At 55.6% G+C, this 15,757-nt stretch carries 12 protein-coding genes; 7 read left to right on the forward strand and 5 right to left on the reverse strand.

Annotation, left to right across the window (positions count from 1 at the left end):
• Positions 1–71 precede the first annotated feature (71 nt).
• A complete protein-coding gene (locus ACMTNU_RS02095) occupies positions 72–2,657 on the forward strand; it encodes a M1 family metallopeptidase (RefSeq protein ID WP_413933533.1) in 2,586 nt (861 codons plus the stop codon).
• Positions 2,654–2,923: a VOC family protein gene (locus ACMTNU_RS02100; RefSeq protein ID WP_413933534.1), complete on the forward strand. Its 270-nt coding sequence runs from the start codon at positions 2,654–2,656 to the stop codon at positions 2,921–2,923. Before ACMTNU_RS02095 ends, ACMTNU_RS02100 begins: the two co-directional genes overlap by 4 nt.
• 181 nt (positions 2,924–3,104) lie before the next feature.
• On the opposite strand, the gene ACMTNU_RS02105 is transcribed toward ACMTNU_RS02100, so the two are convergent.
• Both ACMTNU_RS02105 and ACMTNU_RS02110 read right to left on the reverse strand, forming a co-directional pair.
• Positions 3,105–5,774, reverse strand: a complete 2,670-nt coding sequence (locus ACMTNU_RS02105; RefSeq protein ID WP_413933535.1) for an ABC transporter permease — start codon at positions 5,772–5,774, stop codon at positions 3,105–3,107.
• Positions 5,771–6,547, reverse strand: a complete 777-nt coding sequence (locus ACMTNU_RS02110) for an ABC transporter ATP-binding protein (RefSeq protein ID WP_413933536.1) — start codon at positions 6,545–6,547, stop codon at positions 5,771–5,773. The genes ACMTNU_RS02105 and ACMTNU_RS02110 overlap by 4 nt, the downstream gene beginning before the upstream one ends.
• 85 nt (positions 6,548–6,632) lie before the next feature.
• Here ACMTNU_RS02110 and ACMTNU_RS02115 point away from each other — a divergent pair, with 85 nt between their 5' ends.
• Positions 6,633–7,295 carry an arylesterase gene (locus ACMTNU_RS02115; RefSeq protein ID WP_413933537.1) on the forward strand — a complete coding sequence of 221 codons (663 nt, stop codon included), beginning with the start codon at positions 6,633–6,635 and terminating at the stop codon, positions 7,293–7,295.
• Positions 7,296–7,382: 87 nt separating this feature from the next.
• Here the strand turns inward: ACMTNU_RS02115 and ACMTNU_RS02120 are convergent, their stop codons facing one another.
• From ACMTNU_RS02120 to ACMTNU_RS02130, 3 genes are all read right to left on the reverse strand, one after another.
• Positions 7,383–7,565, reverse strand: coding sequence for a hypothetical protein (locus ACMTNU_RS02120; RefSeq protein WP_413933538.1), 183 nt, complete (start codon positions 7,563–7,565; stop codon positions 7,383–7,385).
• A gap of 121 nt (positions 7,566–7,686) precedes the next feature.
• Complete coding sequence (locus ACMTNU_RS02125; protein ID WP_413933539.1) at positions 7,687–8,589, reverse strand: hypothetical protein; 903 nt, start codon at positions 8,587–8,589, stop codon at positions 7,687–7,689.
• 132 nt (positions 8,590–8,721) lie between these two features.
• Positions 8,722–9,726, reverse strand: coding sequence for a ChaN family lipoprotein (locus ACMTNU_RS02130; RefSeq protein ID WP_413933540.1), 1,005 nt, complete (start codon positions 9,724–9,726; stop codon positions 8,722–8,724).
• Between the two features lie 127 nt (positions 9,727–9,853).
• Here ACMTNU_RS02130 and ACMTNU_RS02135 point away from each other — a divergent pair, with 127 nt between their 5' ends.
• The 4 genes from ACMTNU_RS02135 to ACMTNU_RS02150 all read left to right on the forward strand — a co-directional run bounded on the left by ACMTNU_RS02135 (position 9,854) and on the right by ACMTNU_RS02150 (position 15,593).
• Complete coding sequence (locus tag ACMTNU_RS02135) at positions 9,854–11,164, forward strand: hypothetical protein (RefSeq protein WP_413933541.1); 1,311 nt, start codon at positions 9,854–9,856, stop codon at positions 11,162–11,164.
• A gap of 138 nt (positions 11,165–11,302) precedes the next feature.
• A complete protein-coding gene (locus ACMTNU_RS02140) occupies positions 11,303–12,244 on the forward strand; it encodes an AAA family ATPase (RefSeq protein WP_413933542.1) in 942 nt (313 codons plus the stop codon).
• A 42-nt stretch (positions 12,245–12,286) separates the two neighbouring features.
• Entirely contained in the window at positions 12,287–13,405 is a 1,119-nt protein-coding gene (locus ACMTNU_RS02145) for a DUF58 domain-containing protein (RefSeq protein WP_413933543.1), read from the forward strand.
• Positions 13,395–15,593 carry a DUF3488 and DUF4129 domain-containing transglutaminase family protein gene (locus ACMTNU_RS02150; protein ID WP_413933544.1) on the forward strand — a complete coding sequence of 733 codons (2,199 nt, stop codon included), beginning with the start codon at positions 13,395–13,397 and terminating at the stop codon, positions 15,591–15,593. Before ACMTNU_RS02145 ends, ACMTNU_RS02150 begins: the two co-directional genes overlap by 11 nt.
• Positions 15,594–15,757: the final 164 nt, after the last annotated feature.

Below are 15,757 nucleotides of genomic sequence, written 5' to 3' on the forward strand. Positions count from 1 at the left end.
TAGCGTATACATTTCCTTCAGCAGCAATAACCCATGCCATGACAAGGTCCGGACTCAAAGGTGAAGACATCATGTCTGATGCGACGCTCACGATCGACCCCTATCGACTGCCACGCCATGTAGTTCCGACTCGGTATGAGCTCCGGCTCGAACCGGATCTCACAACCGCGATATTTACTGGTCAGGTGACGATCACCCTCACGGTACACCAGACAACACAAGCGATCATCTTGAATGCTGTCGATCTCGTCGTTGATACCGCGCGGCTGGAAGGACAGGATGGGCATCGAATTGAAGCGACCACCGAATTGGACCATTCTCTCCAACGGGCCACACTCTCACTTGGAAGGCCCATTTCACAAGGTGCTTGGAAGCTCTACCTCTCGTTCCATGGGAAACTGAACGACCAGCTCCGTGGATTCTATCGCAGTACCTACAAGGACCAGTCAGGAACAGTGCAGACGTTGGTCGCCACGCAGTTCGAGGCGACTGATGCGCGTAGGGCCTTCCCATGTTGGGATGAGCCTGATTTCAAAGCGGTCTTTGCCACAACGTTGCTGATTGATCCACAGCTCACGGCTGTGTCGAATACCACGATCATTTCCGAGTCGATGGAGAATAACAAGAAGGTCGTCCGATTTGCCGATAGCATTACCATGTCGACCTATCTGGTGGCCTTCATCGTGGGACGGCTTGAAACGACGAAACCTGCTTATGTTGGGAAGGCGCCGATTCGACTCTGGACGATTCCTGGCAAGCAGCAGCTCACCCCTTTCGGGCAAGATATCGCGACAGCGTCGCTCAAGTTTTTTGAAGACTACTACGGGATCTCTTACCCCGGAGATAAGCTGGATCTCCTCGCAATCCCGGACTTTGCATCAGGGGCCATGGAAAACCTTGGCGCGATTACGTTTCGGGAAACTGCGTTACTTGTAGATCAACGTACGGGAACACATGCCGAGCTTGAACGAGTGGCCGACGTGGTGGCGCATGAAAACGCCCACATGTGGTTCGGCGATCTTGTCACCATGTCTTGGTGGAACGGGCTGTGGCTCAATGAAGCCTTTGCGACCTTCATGGAAATGCTGGCGGTCGATGATTGGAAACCGGAATGGAAGCGATGGGAGAGTTTCAGTGTTGCACGAGCCGCCGCGTTCTCAGTCGACGGGTTGGTGAGTACGAGACCGATCGAGTACCCAGTGCGTGCCCCTAAGGATGCAGATGCGATGTTTGACATCTTGACGTATGAAAAAGGGGCATCGGTTCTTCGGATGTTGGAGCAGCATATCGGACCCACCGTATTTCGTGATGGGGTGCGACAGTATCTCCGCACCCATGCCTATGGCAATGCGGATACGAAGGATCTGTGGACGTCGCTGGGCGCGGTGGCTCATCAACCGGTTCCTGAGCTGATGGACGGGTGGATCTTTCAGCCCGGTTTCCCATTAGTGACGGCTGAAGTGCAGGGGAATCAACTGAGGCTCTCGCAGCAACGATTCACCTATCTGTCGCAGGAGTCGACCACGCAACAACTCTGGCAGATCCCGATTCAGATTCGTTTCACTATCAGAGAACGTCCGGAACATCACAAGCTGTTGTTAACGGAACGGGAAACAAATATCGACCTCCCGGCTGGCGTCACCTCGATTTTTGTCAACGAAGGAGGACATGGCTTTTATCGGGTCCGCCACCAAGGGGCGCTCCTACAGCAACTCCTTGATCAAGGCCTTGAGCGTTTGGCAGCCATTGAACGATTTGCCCTGGTCAGTGATGCCTGGGCCACCACTATCGCCGGGGTGACACCACTGCCGGAGTACCTCCGGATTACCACCCATTTTAAAAGTGAACGAGACAAGAATGTCTGGGCGGTCCTGCTGGACTCCTTCTCATTTTTGAACCGACTGATTTCGCCGGGCGATCGACCCGCACTCGAAGCATTTGTGTGCGGCTGTGTGAGGCAGGCCGTAGACGAGTTAGGGTGGGACCCTAGGTCTGACGAATCGGATCTTGTTCGACAATTGCGTGGCGATCTCCTCGGTGCTCTTGGGAAGCAGGGCAACGACGCGGCAACGCAGCACGAGGCAGCAGATCGGTATCAGCGCTATCGCAAGGACCCAACGACCGTCGATTCCAATATCGTGCCGGCGCTCGTCGCCATCCTGGCCCATACGGGAGACGAGGCACGCTACGATGAATTCTCAGAACGCTATCGAACGGCCGCCACTCCACAAGAGGAACGCCGGTATCTGTTCTCATTGGCAGCATTTTGCCTGCCATCCGCAGCTACGCGCACATTGGAGAAGACGATCAACGGAGAGATCCGCACCCAAGATGCGCCCTTCATCGTCGGGGCATTGATGTCGAATGTGTACAGCCGTGAACAAGCCTGGGATTTTGTAAAGGCCAATTGGGATCAGATGGACCGACTTTTTCCGAAACAAGGCCTCAGAAGGATGTGTGGCGGCATCGTCGGTCTGGCAACTCCGGAGCTTGAGGAAGACGTGCGCAGCTTCTTTACCTCTCGCAAGGTCGACCTGGGTGGAAAAACGCTGGAGCAATACTTGGAGCAACTTCGTGTGGCCGTCTTGTTCCGTGAACGGGATGGTGCCACACTGCGGGTGTCTCTTCAGCGTCAACAATCAGGAGTCTCATCATGATCAAGCATATCGCGTTTACCATGTATCCCATGGCCGATATGGCGCGAGCCCGTCGGTTTTATGAAGACACGCTCGGTCTTCGGTTGATGCGGCGTGAGGCGAGTGAGTTTGAGTGGGTCGAATACGATCTCGACGGTGGAACCTTCGTCCTCACGGACCTCAAGCAAGAGGGGCACCCAGCGCCGAAACCGGAGGGAGTATCGCCTTCGAAGTCCAGAATGTCGATCAGATGGTGGAATAATTACGCGCGAAGGGTGTGCGCGTAAAGCTCGAGCCGCTCTCGACCCCAGTGTGTCGCCTCGCAGGCATTCTCGACTCTGAAGGTAATGCAGTTACGCTGCATCAGGTGATGCAAGTCTGGTAGGGTCTTCGGCGGAGCCGGCATACAGACGAGGAGGTGTCGATTCACGTAGAGCGAATATGTGACCAGTGGTCTGTTACCTGTTATCACTCATGCCGCAGGACGGCCAGCGGAGGTTGTCCGAGGATTCGGTAGGTACTGAAAAAACCGACCAGCACGGTCAGTATCATGGTGGCGGCGCAGCCCGATGCCAGAACGCCTAGTTGAAGGCTCCAGGAAAGATCGAACACCGTCTCAAGGACCACCCAGGAGAGAACACTCGCCAGTACCGTCCCCAATAGCCCACCCAATGCACCCAGTAGAGCATATTCAACGGCAAACGACTGAGCAATCACCATTCTGGTTGCTCCCAAGGCTTTGAGAATGACCGATTCATATAAGCGTCGATAGCGAGTCGCCGCCAATGCTGCCGCCATCACGAAGCAACCGGACAGGACACAGAACAGGGCCACTGCGCGAATGGCCAAAGAGAGTCGGTCGAGCACCCGCGCGAAACTGTTGAGCATGTCGCCCATGTTAATTGCGGTCACGTTCGGAAAGGTCGTGACGACCGCCTGCTGTACGGCAACCTCTTCGGAGGGTGATACATGGACTGTCGCCACATAGGTATGTGGGGCTCCATCCAGGGATCCAGGGGAAAAGATCATGTAGAAATTCGTCGAGAAGTTTCCCCACTCCACCTTTCGGATGCTCCCGACCTCTCCCGTCACAGGGACCCCTTGGATATCCACCTCCATCGTATCTCCGACCATGAGACCAAGTTGTGCCGCGGCCTCTTCCTCGATCGAAATCAGCGGCTTGGTGAAGCTCTGGCCAGGTTTCCACCACTCGCCCGCGACAACCTTGTTATCTTTCGGAAGCTCCTGCAGGAACGTCAGGACATACTCGCGCGTGAGGTACCATTTTTTTCGCTGTTCCTTTTTAGCCTCAGACCTTTCTTTCTGTTCTTCAGCCTCGGATAACGCTTCGAGCCTGATGGGTTGGCCCTTGATCGAGGCGAGCCGTGATCGAACCAGTGGTGTCAAGCGAGGAGCCTGGTCGTTGGTCTGTTGATGCATCAGACGGAGAAACTCTTCGGTCTGATCGGGCTGAATATCGATGAAAAAAAATGTGGGCGCATCGGTGGGCCGGTTCTCGCCGACCTGCGCGAGGAGTGACCGTTCAACCAGTGACACGGTCGTGACGACCATCACTCCGATCCCGATGGCAATGGTGATGCTGACCGCTTGGCTTCCGGGTCTCAGCACATTCCCCAGCGCTTGGCGAAAAATGAGCAGGTCTGGCCTGGGCCATCTCGTGAGGGCACGGAGCAGGACGCAGGCTGCAAGCCCCAATAGCAACACAGCACCGGTAAAGGCTGCAATGAAAAGCGCTCCCACTTTCCAGGAGCCGGCTTGCCACATTGACAAGAGCGCCAAGCCAAGCCCGATCCCGATCGACGTGATGGCCTTCCCCCGATCAACCTCTCGCCAGGTGTTCCACCATTGGCGCATGTTCTGACTTATCGCAGGAGCCATGGGGACGATCTCACGTCGAAAAATTCGAGCCGGCTTCACTTCACGAATAGTCAATAGCGGCCACAAGGTAAACAGCAGTGTGGACAACAGGCCTAAGGCCAACCCCTTCACCAAAGGCACAAGTGAAATGCCCATGCCCCCTTCGGCCAATCCCAGTTGATCCAGGAGATCCGAGACCATCAAGGCGGCAATTATCCATGGAAGCCCTTGCTGGAGTAAGATTCCGATGGCCAGACCGATCATACTACCGGCGAGACCGAGCATCATGGCCTGAAGGGCATAGGTCCAGATGATCGTCGGAGAATCAGCCCCGATCGTCTTGAGGACGGCAATGGTCGTCAGCTTTTCTCGGACAAAGGCATGCACGGAAGTTGCTACGCCCAACCCGCCGATGAACAACGCGGTCAGCCCAATCAGGCCGAGATAGCGGGTCAGCTGATCCAAGAATTGTTTCAGTTGCGGTTGGGCGTCCTTATAGCCCGACACGCGGGCGGCATCCGACTCCAGCCGCCCCCGTAGTTCATACAAAAGCGGATCAGCGGAAAGATCGGACGGGATCTTGACCAGATACCGCTCACGTACGCGACTGCCCACCTTGACTAGCTCAGCTGCATGAAGACCTTCTCGAGACATCAACACTCGGGGGCCGAGGCTGAAGGCATTGGCCATACGATCCGGTTCAGTTCTGACCATCGCAACAATCCCGAAGAATCCCTGACCAATCTTGAGACAGTCTCCAATCCGGAGCCCCATCTTGATCAAGAGCGATTCTTGGACGACCACACCAAAAGTGGCCTGGTCTTGACACCGGCCTGATTGTTGGCCGAGAAGCTCCGCCAGTTTGCCCTGGGGTTCCAAGCGAACCGTGCCATAGAGCGGATATTCTGGCCCCACAGCCTTAAGTTCCACAATTTGTGTCGGCTGTCCGCTTGTGGAGGAGTCGGTCCTGGCCACCATCGCAATCAACTCACTGACATGTGTGAGCGATATCCCACGTGGACTCAATGACTCCAAAATCGCCTGCCCTTGAGGACTGATGGGGCGAGACAGTCGGATCTCAAGGTCGCCCCCTAGAAGGCCCCGCGCTTCCTGGTTAACGGTCTTCTCCACTTCCGCTCCGAAGAGGGACACTCCGGTCAACGCACCGACGCCAATGGCGATGCAGACTAAGAAATAGACAAAGTGCCGCCAAGCCGAGCGTGTCTCGCGCCATGCCATGTTGAACGTGAAGGGAGTCATGAGCGGAATCTTGAGGAGAGCGCGGAGGTTGGATGCTCGGCAGTGTAGCCTGGATTATTGTTGACCGTGTCGTGAGCGGGCCTATCAGTGGCCTCGCCAGACGGCGGTAAGGTATCGGACTCCACCTGTCCATCGCGAAGAGACAGCACCCGTTGCATCGATGTGGCGAGTGCGACATCGTGGGTCACGAGGACCAAGGTCGTACCATGATCGCGGTGCAGCGACAGCAGCAATTCAACGATCTGTGCCCCGGTGGCACTGTCGAGATTACCCGTCGGCTCATCGGCCAGGAGTATCGGTGGTCGACAGGCAAAGGCCCGTGCGACTGCGACACGCTGTTGTTCTCCTCCCGATAATTGGACCGGATAGTGCCCCATGCGGTCGGATAATCCGACGGAGGAGAGCAACTCTGCCGCCCGATCTCCGGCTCGTTTCTCCCCGTTCAATTCCAAGGGTACCGCGACATTCTCAACGGCCGTGAGGGTAGGGATCAGGTGAAACGATTGGAAAATATATCCAATGTTTTCACGCCGAAATTGTGCCATTCGGCTCTCGGTCATGGTCGTGATGTCGGTTCCATCCAGAGTAATCGTGCCGGACGTCGGTTGATCGAGTCCGGCCATCAGTCCCAATAGCGTCGACTTCCCACTCCCGGACGGTCCCACAATAGCCACCGACTGCTGAGCTGGAATGATAAAACTAATGTGGTCGAGAATCCTGACAGCCTGCCCGGCTGCAACTAAGACCATCGACACCTGTTGTACTGAAATCATGCCAACCCTCTATTTCTGCAGAGGAGACGATAATCAGACTGATAGTATACTGTCTGAGATGTAGGTGCGAGTGATGAGATAAGTTATGCCGCTCCGAAGGATTTGTCTTCTAATCACGTTCGCTATCGTCACCGTGTTCTGGCACCTTACACCAGGAGGGGCTTCTCCCTCCACGCCGGATACCAGACCACGTATCGTGGCTTTCGGAGACAGTCTGACGGCGGGAATTGGGGTACCAGCCGAAGAATCGTATCCGGCTCAATTACAACGGAGCCTTGATGCGCTCGGGTATTCCTATCGGGTCGTCAATGCGGGGGTGAGCGGCGACACGACAGCCGGGGGTCTGCGTCGTGTGCCGTGGATCCTCACGAACAAACCAGACGTGGTCATTCTTGAGTTAGGTGCAAACGATGGACTGAGAGGACTCAGCGTTGATCAAACCCGACACAACTTGCGCGAGATCATTCAGCGGTTGCAAGAGGCCGGTGTGGGGGTCGTCTTGGCTGGAATGAAATTACCGCCGAATTATGGCCAGGACTACCTCGCACGGTTTGAAGGGATCTATCCATCACTGGCCAAGGAATACCGGCTTCCGTTGATTCCCTTCTTTCTCGAGGGAGTGGGTGGATCTTCATCCCTCAATCAGGCTGATGGGATTCATCCGACCGCCAAGGGCTACGCGTTGGTTGTGGAACAGGTACTCAAGATACTCGGCCCGTTACTCAAATTGCCGGAGAGCCAGAAGTGAGACAAACCCTGCCACACCAAGCAGACAAATCTTCCCCCTCTCCGAGTAGACGGGGAAAGACTGTCACGAGGTCGATCGATCGGGATCTTAGGACTTCTTGAAAAACGTGTCGTAGACGCCGTAGATGAGCACGATCGCGATCAGCACATAATACAGGCCGGTGATCCCGCTATAATCCGGGGGCCCTTCCGACACGTTTGCCATCGCCGGCAATGCCTGGACCAGTAAGGCCCCGGTGAAGAGTCCGGTTCGTGAAAATAACTGCATCATCTCTTCCCCTTTCTAAATCCACGGAAGACAAAAAGTGGGCGCATTTTACTGGACATCGACTGCATGGTGCAAGAGGCAGCCCCAGAGAGGCAGAAAGGCACGGAGAAGAGAGAATAACCCGTTATGGGTGAGGGGTCGTCTTGGCTACGGATTGAAGCTCGTCGGCAACTTCCTTAAAAGACGTGGCCACCTTGTCAAAGTGTGACCCTTTCTCCAGAATTTCACGGGCTGCCATACGAATCTGCTCATCATATTGTGCCACCTCGTTCGTCAATTCTCCCAGTTTCGTGAGGGTGGCCCGATAGGTGTTGACTTCGCGCTCAAGATCACGTGAGGTCGTCTGGGTTGCTTTAAGTTCTGCCACCGAGGCCTGGAGTTGTTGTGTGAGGCGTCCTGCATACGCCTTGCGATCTCGTAGTTCAGCCTCTAGGGTCGCTAACACATCCTCTGTTTCCCGGCGTCGATCCTCCAGGCTCTTGATCGCAAGGATCCATGCGGAAACTTCTCCTGCTTCAATGACAGGCGAAGGAGGCAGCGGCTGTTCTTTTTCAATGGCCTTCATTGCTAGTTGCAACCATTCCACAAATTTCAGGATGTCACTCAGTTTAATATCGGCAACGGACGACTGCAAGGTCAAAGGTGACGGCTTGTTGGAATGCTTGGCCTGTGGGCGTGATGGCGATTCCTTCTGGATGCTCGACGTGACGGACTCTTGAGCAGCGCTCCACCGATGATACTCCAGCAAAACAGCGATAGAGTGGCGGCACAAGGGCTCTTCTGGTACGGAGCAGGAGCATGAGGAAAGGAGGTACCCGTCTCTCAGGTTGACCTGTTGCTCGTAGAGACCGGCGTTGCCGATGACGGTTGACGAGATCTGAGAATCGCTTGCGTCGGCGATGCGGACCCTCTTTTCCGTCACGTATTGGCAGGCAACGTGATAGGCGGCAGCTTCCGACACAGCCTGAATCATTTGTGGAACTAATAGAGTGAGTCGTTCAGCGCTGCAGGGAATTCTGTTTGTCATGGGGGGGATCCTTGATGCACCTCTGAAGGCCATGATGTGGTCAGTTTGACGACCGACCTGGAAAGTGTCAATTAGTCTTTAGTAGCGTGTCCCTTTACCGTAGGGCAGCAGGCGACAGATGGGGAAATGTGACTACTTGCAAGGCTTGGTGGGGTTTGCCTTTCCCATCGGGGTGAGCCACAGATAGTCTGCGATGGGATCGTCCAGAAGGGCTCGAACGTCTTCGGCTCGGCTTGGTTCGAAAGACATCATGTAGACGGTTGTTTGCGCGACCTCACCGGACAGCCGTCTCGCCACGCGCTTCGGGACAGGGAGGCCATATTGGATGTGTCCGCTCCCTGTATAGCTCAAGATGATGCGACGCAACCCGTCTGCAGCACGACGGATTTCTTCCTGTCTCTGGACCAGGGTCTTGGCCATACCCTCATCACGGACCATCGACGCCTCATACATCGTTCGATAGTGTTCCTCTGTTCCGCCATGACACCGCCGTAATTGATCGATGATCTTGGTGTGGTACGCGGGATCATCGACAATCTCTTCTTGAGCCATGCCTGATGCGGCCCACTCGGGTTCATGTCTCACCGGCTCCAGTCCCAATTTTAGGATGCGGCGGATCAGTGGTTTCGGCGGATTCATGGCACGGACAGGCAGCTGCCGCTCGCGAGCAAACGTGACGAGCGGCCCATAATCGCTAAACTCCCCCCCCCAGTTTTGCTTCCAACGTACCTCTTCCAAAAACTCGTCCGACATCGACTGGATGCCGGAGACGTAGGAGTCCAAGGCTTCTTGACCGTCCCACCCAAACATTTCCATGCCGATAGTGGGGTAAATCCGATCTGCGAGCAGCTGGTTCAAGACTTTTAAGGCGGCTTCGATATGGTAGGGGTTGTGGTGTTCTTCGCCCAGATAGATAATCTCTGCCTGCTCCAGAGTCTTGATCCATTCAGGAAAGGCGACGACGAGGCCTGTTCGGGTATCGATGATATGCCAGGGCTGCCATGTCACGGCTGGTTCGACTGTCGGTGAGTCGAGCTGTGGCATGGCACCGCTCGCGGAAGCAATGAGGAGCCAGAGCACGAGACTCAGAGCCAGGACAATCCCCCTACATCGACGCAGGGCCAGCCACGCATGCATAGGGCACTCCTACCATACTGCGGCTCAGGCGAACAAGCCGCCTTGACGGCAAAGTTGGTGGCCCACTATGCTGGTCCATCGGAAGAAATGTGTGCGTCCTCACTGTCAACGACCTGTTGCTTTCCCCATGAACTCCGCTGACCCATTCGAGTCATTTCGCCGTCACATGAGTCGGCAGGCTCACCGTGTTCCTAAACAGTGGGATGCTTCACGGGGGTTGCTCGAAAAACGTGCGTTCACCTCGACGGTCGATCGCCTCATCTCTGCCATTAAAGAACAGCCTCTTCCGGACAATGTGAAAGCGATCTTACTCCAATTGTTTGAGGGGGAACGACCGCAGCGAGTGCAAGATCTCGACGGAGAGTATCTCAAACAGGTGACGGGTTTTCCACCTGCCAAAGCCATGCGGGCGCTCACCATTGCATTTGGTTTGGTGCCTGCGCCAACCTCGAAATGGCCGATGAGCTCTCTCTCGAGTGAGGCAATAGAAGGATTAGTGCGTGGCCTTACCAATCCGTTTGATCTCCTCATGAATACTGATGTGGCCTCTGTGCTCGATATTGGCACGGGGGACCTATCGTTCGCCGAAGAACTCGCCGACCAGTATGGGCCCCAGCTCCATCAGCGCGATCGGCCGCTTATTCTCCATGGGGTGGATCGGCTCGATCCGCAATCACAGTTAGGAGGCCCCCTTCACGCCGATTCAGGAAGACTGCACAGGTTACGACAGAGACAGGGGCTCTCCTTTGCCTTTTTCGGCCATCAGGACGTATTCAACCTGAATGAGCTCGATGGGCGTGACCTCCTCGCGCCGCGTTATACCGTGGCCACCTGTTGGGCTCCGGCCACGCCGACGTTTGCATACGAGCCGAGTCGGCTCTCGCCTGCGGTCATTCACGAGGAGCTGCAACGGACCAAGGGCACCTTCCGCCTGACGCGCTTTGGGAAAGAACCGGCGTTGGAAGTTCTGCACGGGACTCGTGCCCTGCTTTTTCCACCCTGGAAGTTTGATGTCATTGGCCCGCTGGCGTTGCTGCAGCTGCTTGCCCGGCGGGGTTCTCTCGTAGTACTGGGTTCAGTGGACGACCAGGTGTTTTGGGAAATCCTGGCCCAGTTGCTGGATGATCCACGCTACCGTCCCCAGGACGAACCGTTTCATGCGGCAAACCTTCCTGCGATCTTTGGCGGGATCTACGATCAGCTCACGAACCTGCCGATTGGTGCGTCGGTGGAGCTCGCCGACCTAGGAGCTCTTCGGCATCAGTTGCCTTCAGCTGATCTGTCAGATTCTACAAATCACTCGACCGGACACTTTCGCTACGTTCGCGTCAGCCGTGGTGCCACCTTCCCAGGCATGCCCGCCAGCAGCACTGCACGAAAATTCTCCGCCATGACCGAGGAAGTGCCGCCCTGGCTGGTCACGTTGGTTCCGGCGTAGGGAAGTCGATTCAGCATTGGCGTGGCGGCATGGACGTGCGAAACACGCGATTCATTGACCGTCTTCAGGCCCTTTGCTAGACTTCGATCGTGTCCGATCACCACGCACTTCTCCAGTATCCCAGACCCTAATTCCATCATGACTTCTACGGAGACCATCCGGGCCATTCAGGAGAACATTGCTCGGGTGATCAAAGGGAAACCCCATGTCATCGAGATGTGCCTCGTCGCGCTGCTCGCCCGGGGGCATCTCCTTCTTGAAGATGTTCCGGGAGTGGGAAAAACCACACTCGCCCATAGCCTCGCGCGATCGCTGGACTGTTCGTTTAAACGGATTCAGTTTACAAGCGATCTGTTGCCGTCCGACATTGTTGGGGTGTCGATCTTCAATCGGCAAAAGCAGGCATTCGAGTTCATCCCGGGACCCATTTTTGCAAACATTGTTCTGGCGGATGAAATCAATCGCACGACGCCGAAGACGCAGAGCAGTCTTTTGGAGGCGATGAGTGAGGCGCAGATTTCATTCGACAATAAGACCTATCCGCTCAACCCGCCTTTTATGGTCATTGCGACACAAAACCCGGCAGAGTATCACGGGACCTTTCCACTTCCCGAATCGCAACTCGATCGCTTCCTGATGAGGTTGCGCATCGGCTATCCGGCACCGGAAGAAGAGAAGAAAGTTCTGGAACGAGCATCGTCCCTGCATCCGGCGGAGGAGCTGCTCCCGCTGTTGACCGCACCGGAAGTGGTCCAGCTTCAAGACCAGGTCGACAAGATCTTTATGGAGGAAAGTCTGACCGAGTATCTTCTGAGTATTGTCCAGAGTACCAGGCAGTCCGATCTCCTATCTCTCGGGGTGAGTACAAGGGGAGCGCTGGCATTAAGCCGTGCTGCAAAAGCACTGGCGCTCGTGCGCGGACGGACCTACTGTCTGCCCGATGATATTAAAGAGCTCGCGCCGATCGTGCTGTCCCACCGCATCATGGTGGCGCGCCAGACTGGTCTCCATCAACGAAGTTTTGAACAAGCCGAACGCATCATCCGCGATTTAGTCGACACGATTCCTGTGCCAGTCTAGTTCGTTTCTGAACTCCTGTTGCCCTCTCAGTGTTGGTGGGATATGCCGTTTCAGTTGCCGACGTTCGCCCATCGAGTCTTCCGGTATCGCTCCACACGGATCACGTCAGAAGGGTTGCAATTCCTGATCTTCGTACTGGCGATCGGTATTGCGGCCATCAATACGGGTAATAACCTGTTTTATCTGCTCCTGGCCATGATGCTGAGCCTCATTCTGGTATCAGGCATAGCGGCGGAGTACTGTCTGCGACGACTTGAAGTCCGACGGCATCTGCCGGACCTCCTCTTCGTCAACACCCCGGTTACCACTTCGCTCGTGGTCAAGAACCGAAAGTCGCGTTTGACCAGTTTTTCGCTGACTCTGAGTGATGTTGGAGGCAATCCATTTCTCTCCCCGAATATGGAGCTTCACTCCCTTCCCCCAGGGGTCAGTCGAGTGCTCTCCTACCAATTGACCCCGATATGCCGTGGGAAGCTGCGTTTGAATGGTGTACGAATCAGCACTGAGTTTCCCTTCGGACTCTTCACGAAACGAGCGTTCTACCCGATGGAGGACACTCTCGTGGTATGTCCGGAGCTCCAGCCGGTGAATGACCGTCTTCTGCGTGGTCTCTTTGCCGCGGGGTATGAACAGGCCGTCCATCGACGGGGGCACGGCAGCGATCTGTACAATCTTCGCCTCTACCAGGCAGGAGATGATTCCCGGAGTATTCATTGGCCGACGACGGCACGGACTTCTCAACTGACCATTCGAGAGACTGAGGCAGAGGAACAGCGTCGAGCGATCATCTGTGTGCCAACGAGTGTGCCGATGAGTCATGACACCTCGTTTGAGCGTGCAGTCTCGTTAGCTGCATCGCTGGTTCAGCATTTGACGCGCCACAGCTACTCCATCCAATTGCGTCTAGGATCAGAGCGTTCATCGTTTGGTCAGGGAGAAGCGCATCGCCTTGACCTACTCCGCATGCTGGGCCTCTGCGAACGAATCACCCCCACCGCAGAGTCCATGCAGCAAGACCAAGAGGCAGATGCGCATTCCGAGGTTGACGGAGGAGGAACGGTGGTTGTCATACAAGCCTGGTCTGATTCCGTAGGAGAGACCGAACTCCCTTGGATCCGGATCGATGGGGCACTCATCCCTGGAGCCGCCCATGTTGCTTAGTCAGGCCCTCCATCTGACCTCCATACTGCTGGCGTCTGCGTCCTTCATTGGATTGACGGTGGGGGCTGGGCTGCCGGAGTGGCTGGCCGCAGTGACCGGTGCGACGCTGATCGCAGTACTCCTGCGGAACATGGGAATGAAGCCGGTCGATCGACTCACCACACAGATCCCTGTTTCAGCCGTTGGATGGAATCTGATTGTGCTCGGAGGCTTTGTGGGCTTTTGGATCGATCTCTTATGGATTTCCGGTGAGCTGCTTCCTGCCGGACTACACTTTTTGATGATTCTGATGGTTATCAAGCTCTTCAACCTCCGACTCCGACGCGACTATCTGCATCTCTATGCGATCAGTCTTGTCGCCATGCTCGCCTCGGGATCGCTCACGACGGATCTGTGGTTCTTTCCGATTTTTTCAATCTACCTTCTGGCCGGGGTCTGGACCCTGCTTCTGTTTCAGTTGACCAAGACGTCGGAGGTTAGTGCGGATGTCTCGATGTCTCTACCTATTCGAGATGAGAATCATGAAGAAAGCCACAGGGTCTCGCCCCGATTATTTTGGATGGCGAATGGGCTGGCTTTGGGGGCATTTCTTATCACTGTGGTGATTTTCTTCATCATTCCGCGGGTCAACGCGGGGATTTATCAGAAGGGGTTTGGGCAAAATCTTCGCCTGTCCGGGTTTTCCGATAAGGTGAACCTAGGCGCGATTGGATCAATCAAGCGGGACCCCAGCATCGTGATGCGAGTCGAGTTGCCCAGGAGCCCGCTGCATGACGCCAGACCACTCTATATTCGAGGGGTGTCTTTCGATCAGTACGATGGCAAGGTGTGGACGAATCAACTGACCTATCGACGGAGTCTCATCGAGGAAAGTCCCGGCACGTTCACGTTTCGCGGAAAACGAACGGTCTCGCGGTCCCAGCTTGGTGAGGCAATGCACCAGAAGATTCTTCTCGAGCCACTGGATACGCCGGTGTTGTTTGCCGCGCCGTTCATCGAAAGCGTAACGGGGGTATTCCCCAGTCTTTTCTTTGACGCAACCGGTGCGGTTTATCTACCATTCCCCAGTTCGTCCCGAATCGAATACACCGTCGTCTCTCGTGCCACCGTGTTGGTACCGGCGGATCTCGGGTCCGAACCCGGATCTTATCCAGAATGGGTGGTCAGGCAGTATTTGCAACTTCCCCTTCAGTCGGATCGTATCACCGCATTGGCCGGAGAAGTGACGCAGAAACATTACCGGCCATATGAAAAGGCTACCGCGATTCAGGCCTATTTGACCCGTCATTATCGATACAGTCTGGATGCCCCGCTTGCCCAGCTGCGTCAACCGCTAGAAGAATTTCTTTTTGCGAGAAAGACAGGGTACTGCGAGCACTATGCGACGGCAATGGTCATCATGCTCCGAACCGTTGGGGTTCCCGCCCGCCTGGTGACAGGGTTCATGGCCACGGAATGGAACGAATATGGAAATTACTACGTTGTCCGACAACAGGATGCCCATGCGTGGGTCGAAGTGTATCTACCGCATTCCGGGTGGATCAAGATGGATCCAACTCCCACTGAAGAGAATCCGGCGGCTGGAGGCTCGGTATGGAAAGTTCTTGGGCCCATCGTGGATAACATCAAGCTCCAATGGAACCGATTGTTCGTCCAGTATAGTGCGGCAGATCAACTGGCCGTTGTCCGGGAATTAAAAGCCGAAGGGATGTCGGTCCGGAACAAGGCGCTGGATTCCATGACGCTCATTTTCGGTGCCTTCCTGGCGGTTCTTAGCGGGATCGTGACCCGCGACGTGTCTCAGGTCAGGATCGGGTTTCTAGGGGAGTTGCTGGGCATCGCAGTGATAAGTCTCGCTATCTTTTTCTGGTTGCGTCGGAGGCGGCCGTGGGTGGCCTGGAGCCTCTGGAAAAAGGGTCAGGGTCACGAGCTGGTCATCGCGCAATACTACCGGCGCATGCGCACCTACCTGACCGGGCAGGGTTTTTCAAATTCTACGGCTGTCGCGCCACTTGAGCTGGTCGAGATCACTCGCGCACGGTGGAGGGAGGCCCATACGGCTGTGGCGTCGATTACGGAGGTGTATTGTCGGACCAGGTTTGGTCATGTGCCACTCACCCCAGAGGATCTGAAGCATACGGAAGACCAGCTCCGCCAGCTGTTGGAACTACGAAAACCACAGGCATGACGCTCTGATTCTCACCAGATTCAGATCGCTATCCCATTCGCATGGGGATGACAAAATCAAAACAGGTGGACTGAAAGGCCCATCAGGCAAGATATTCAGGCAAGATATATTGGAGCGGGAAAAGGGATTTGAACCCTCGACCCTCGCCTTGGCAAGGCGATGCT

It is taken from the genome of Nitrospira sp. BLG_1 (assembly GCF_047338595.1).
Classification (GTDB): Bacteria; Nitrospirota; Nitrospiria; order Nitrospirales; family Nitrospiraceae; genus Nitrospira_D.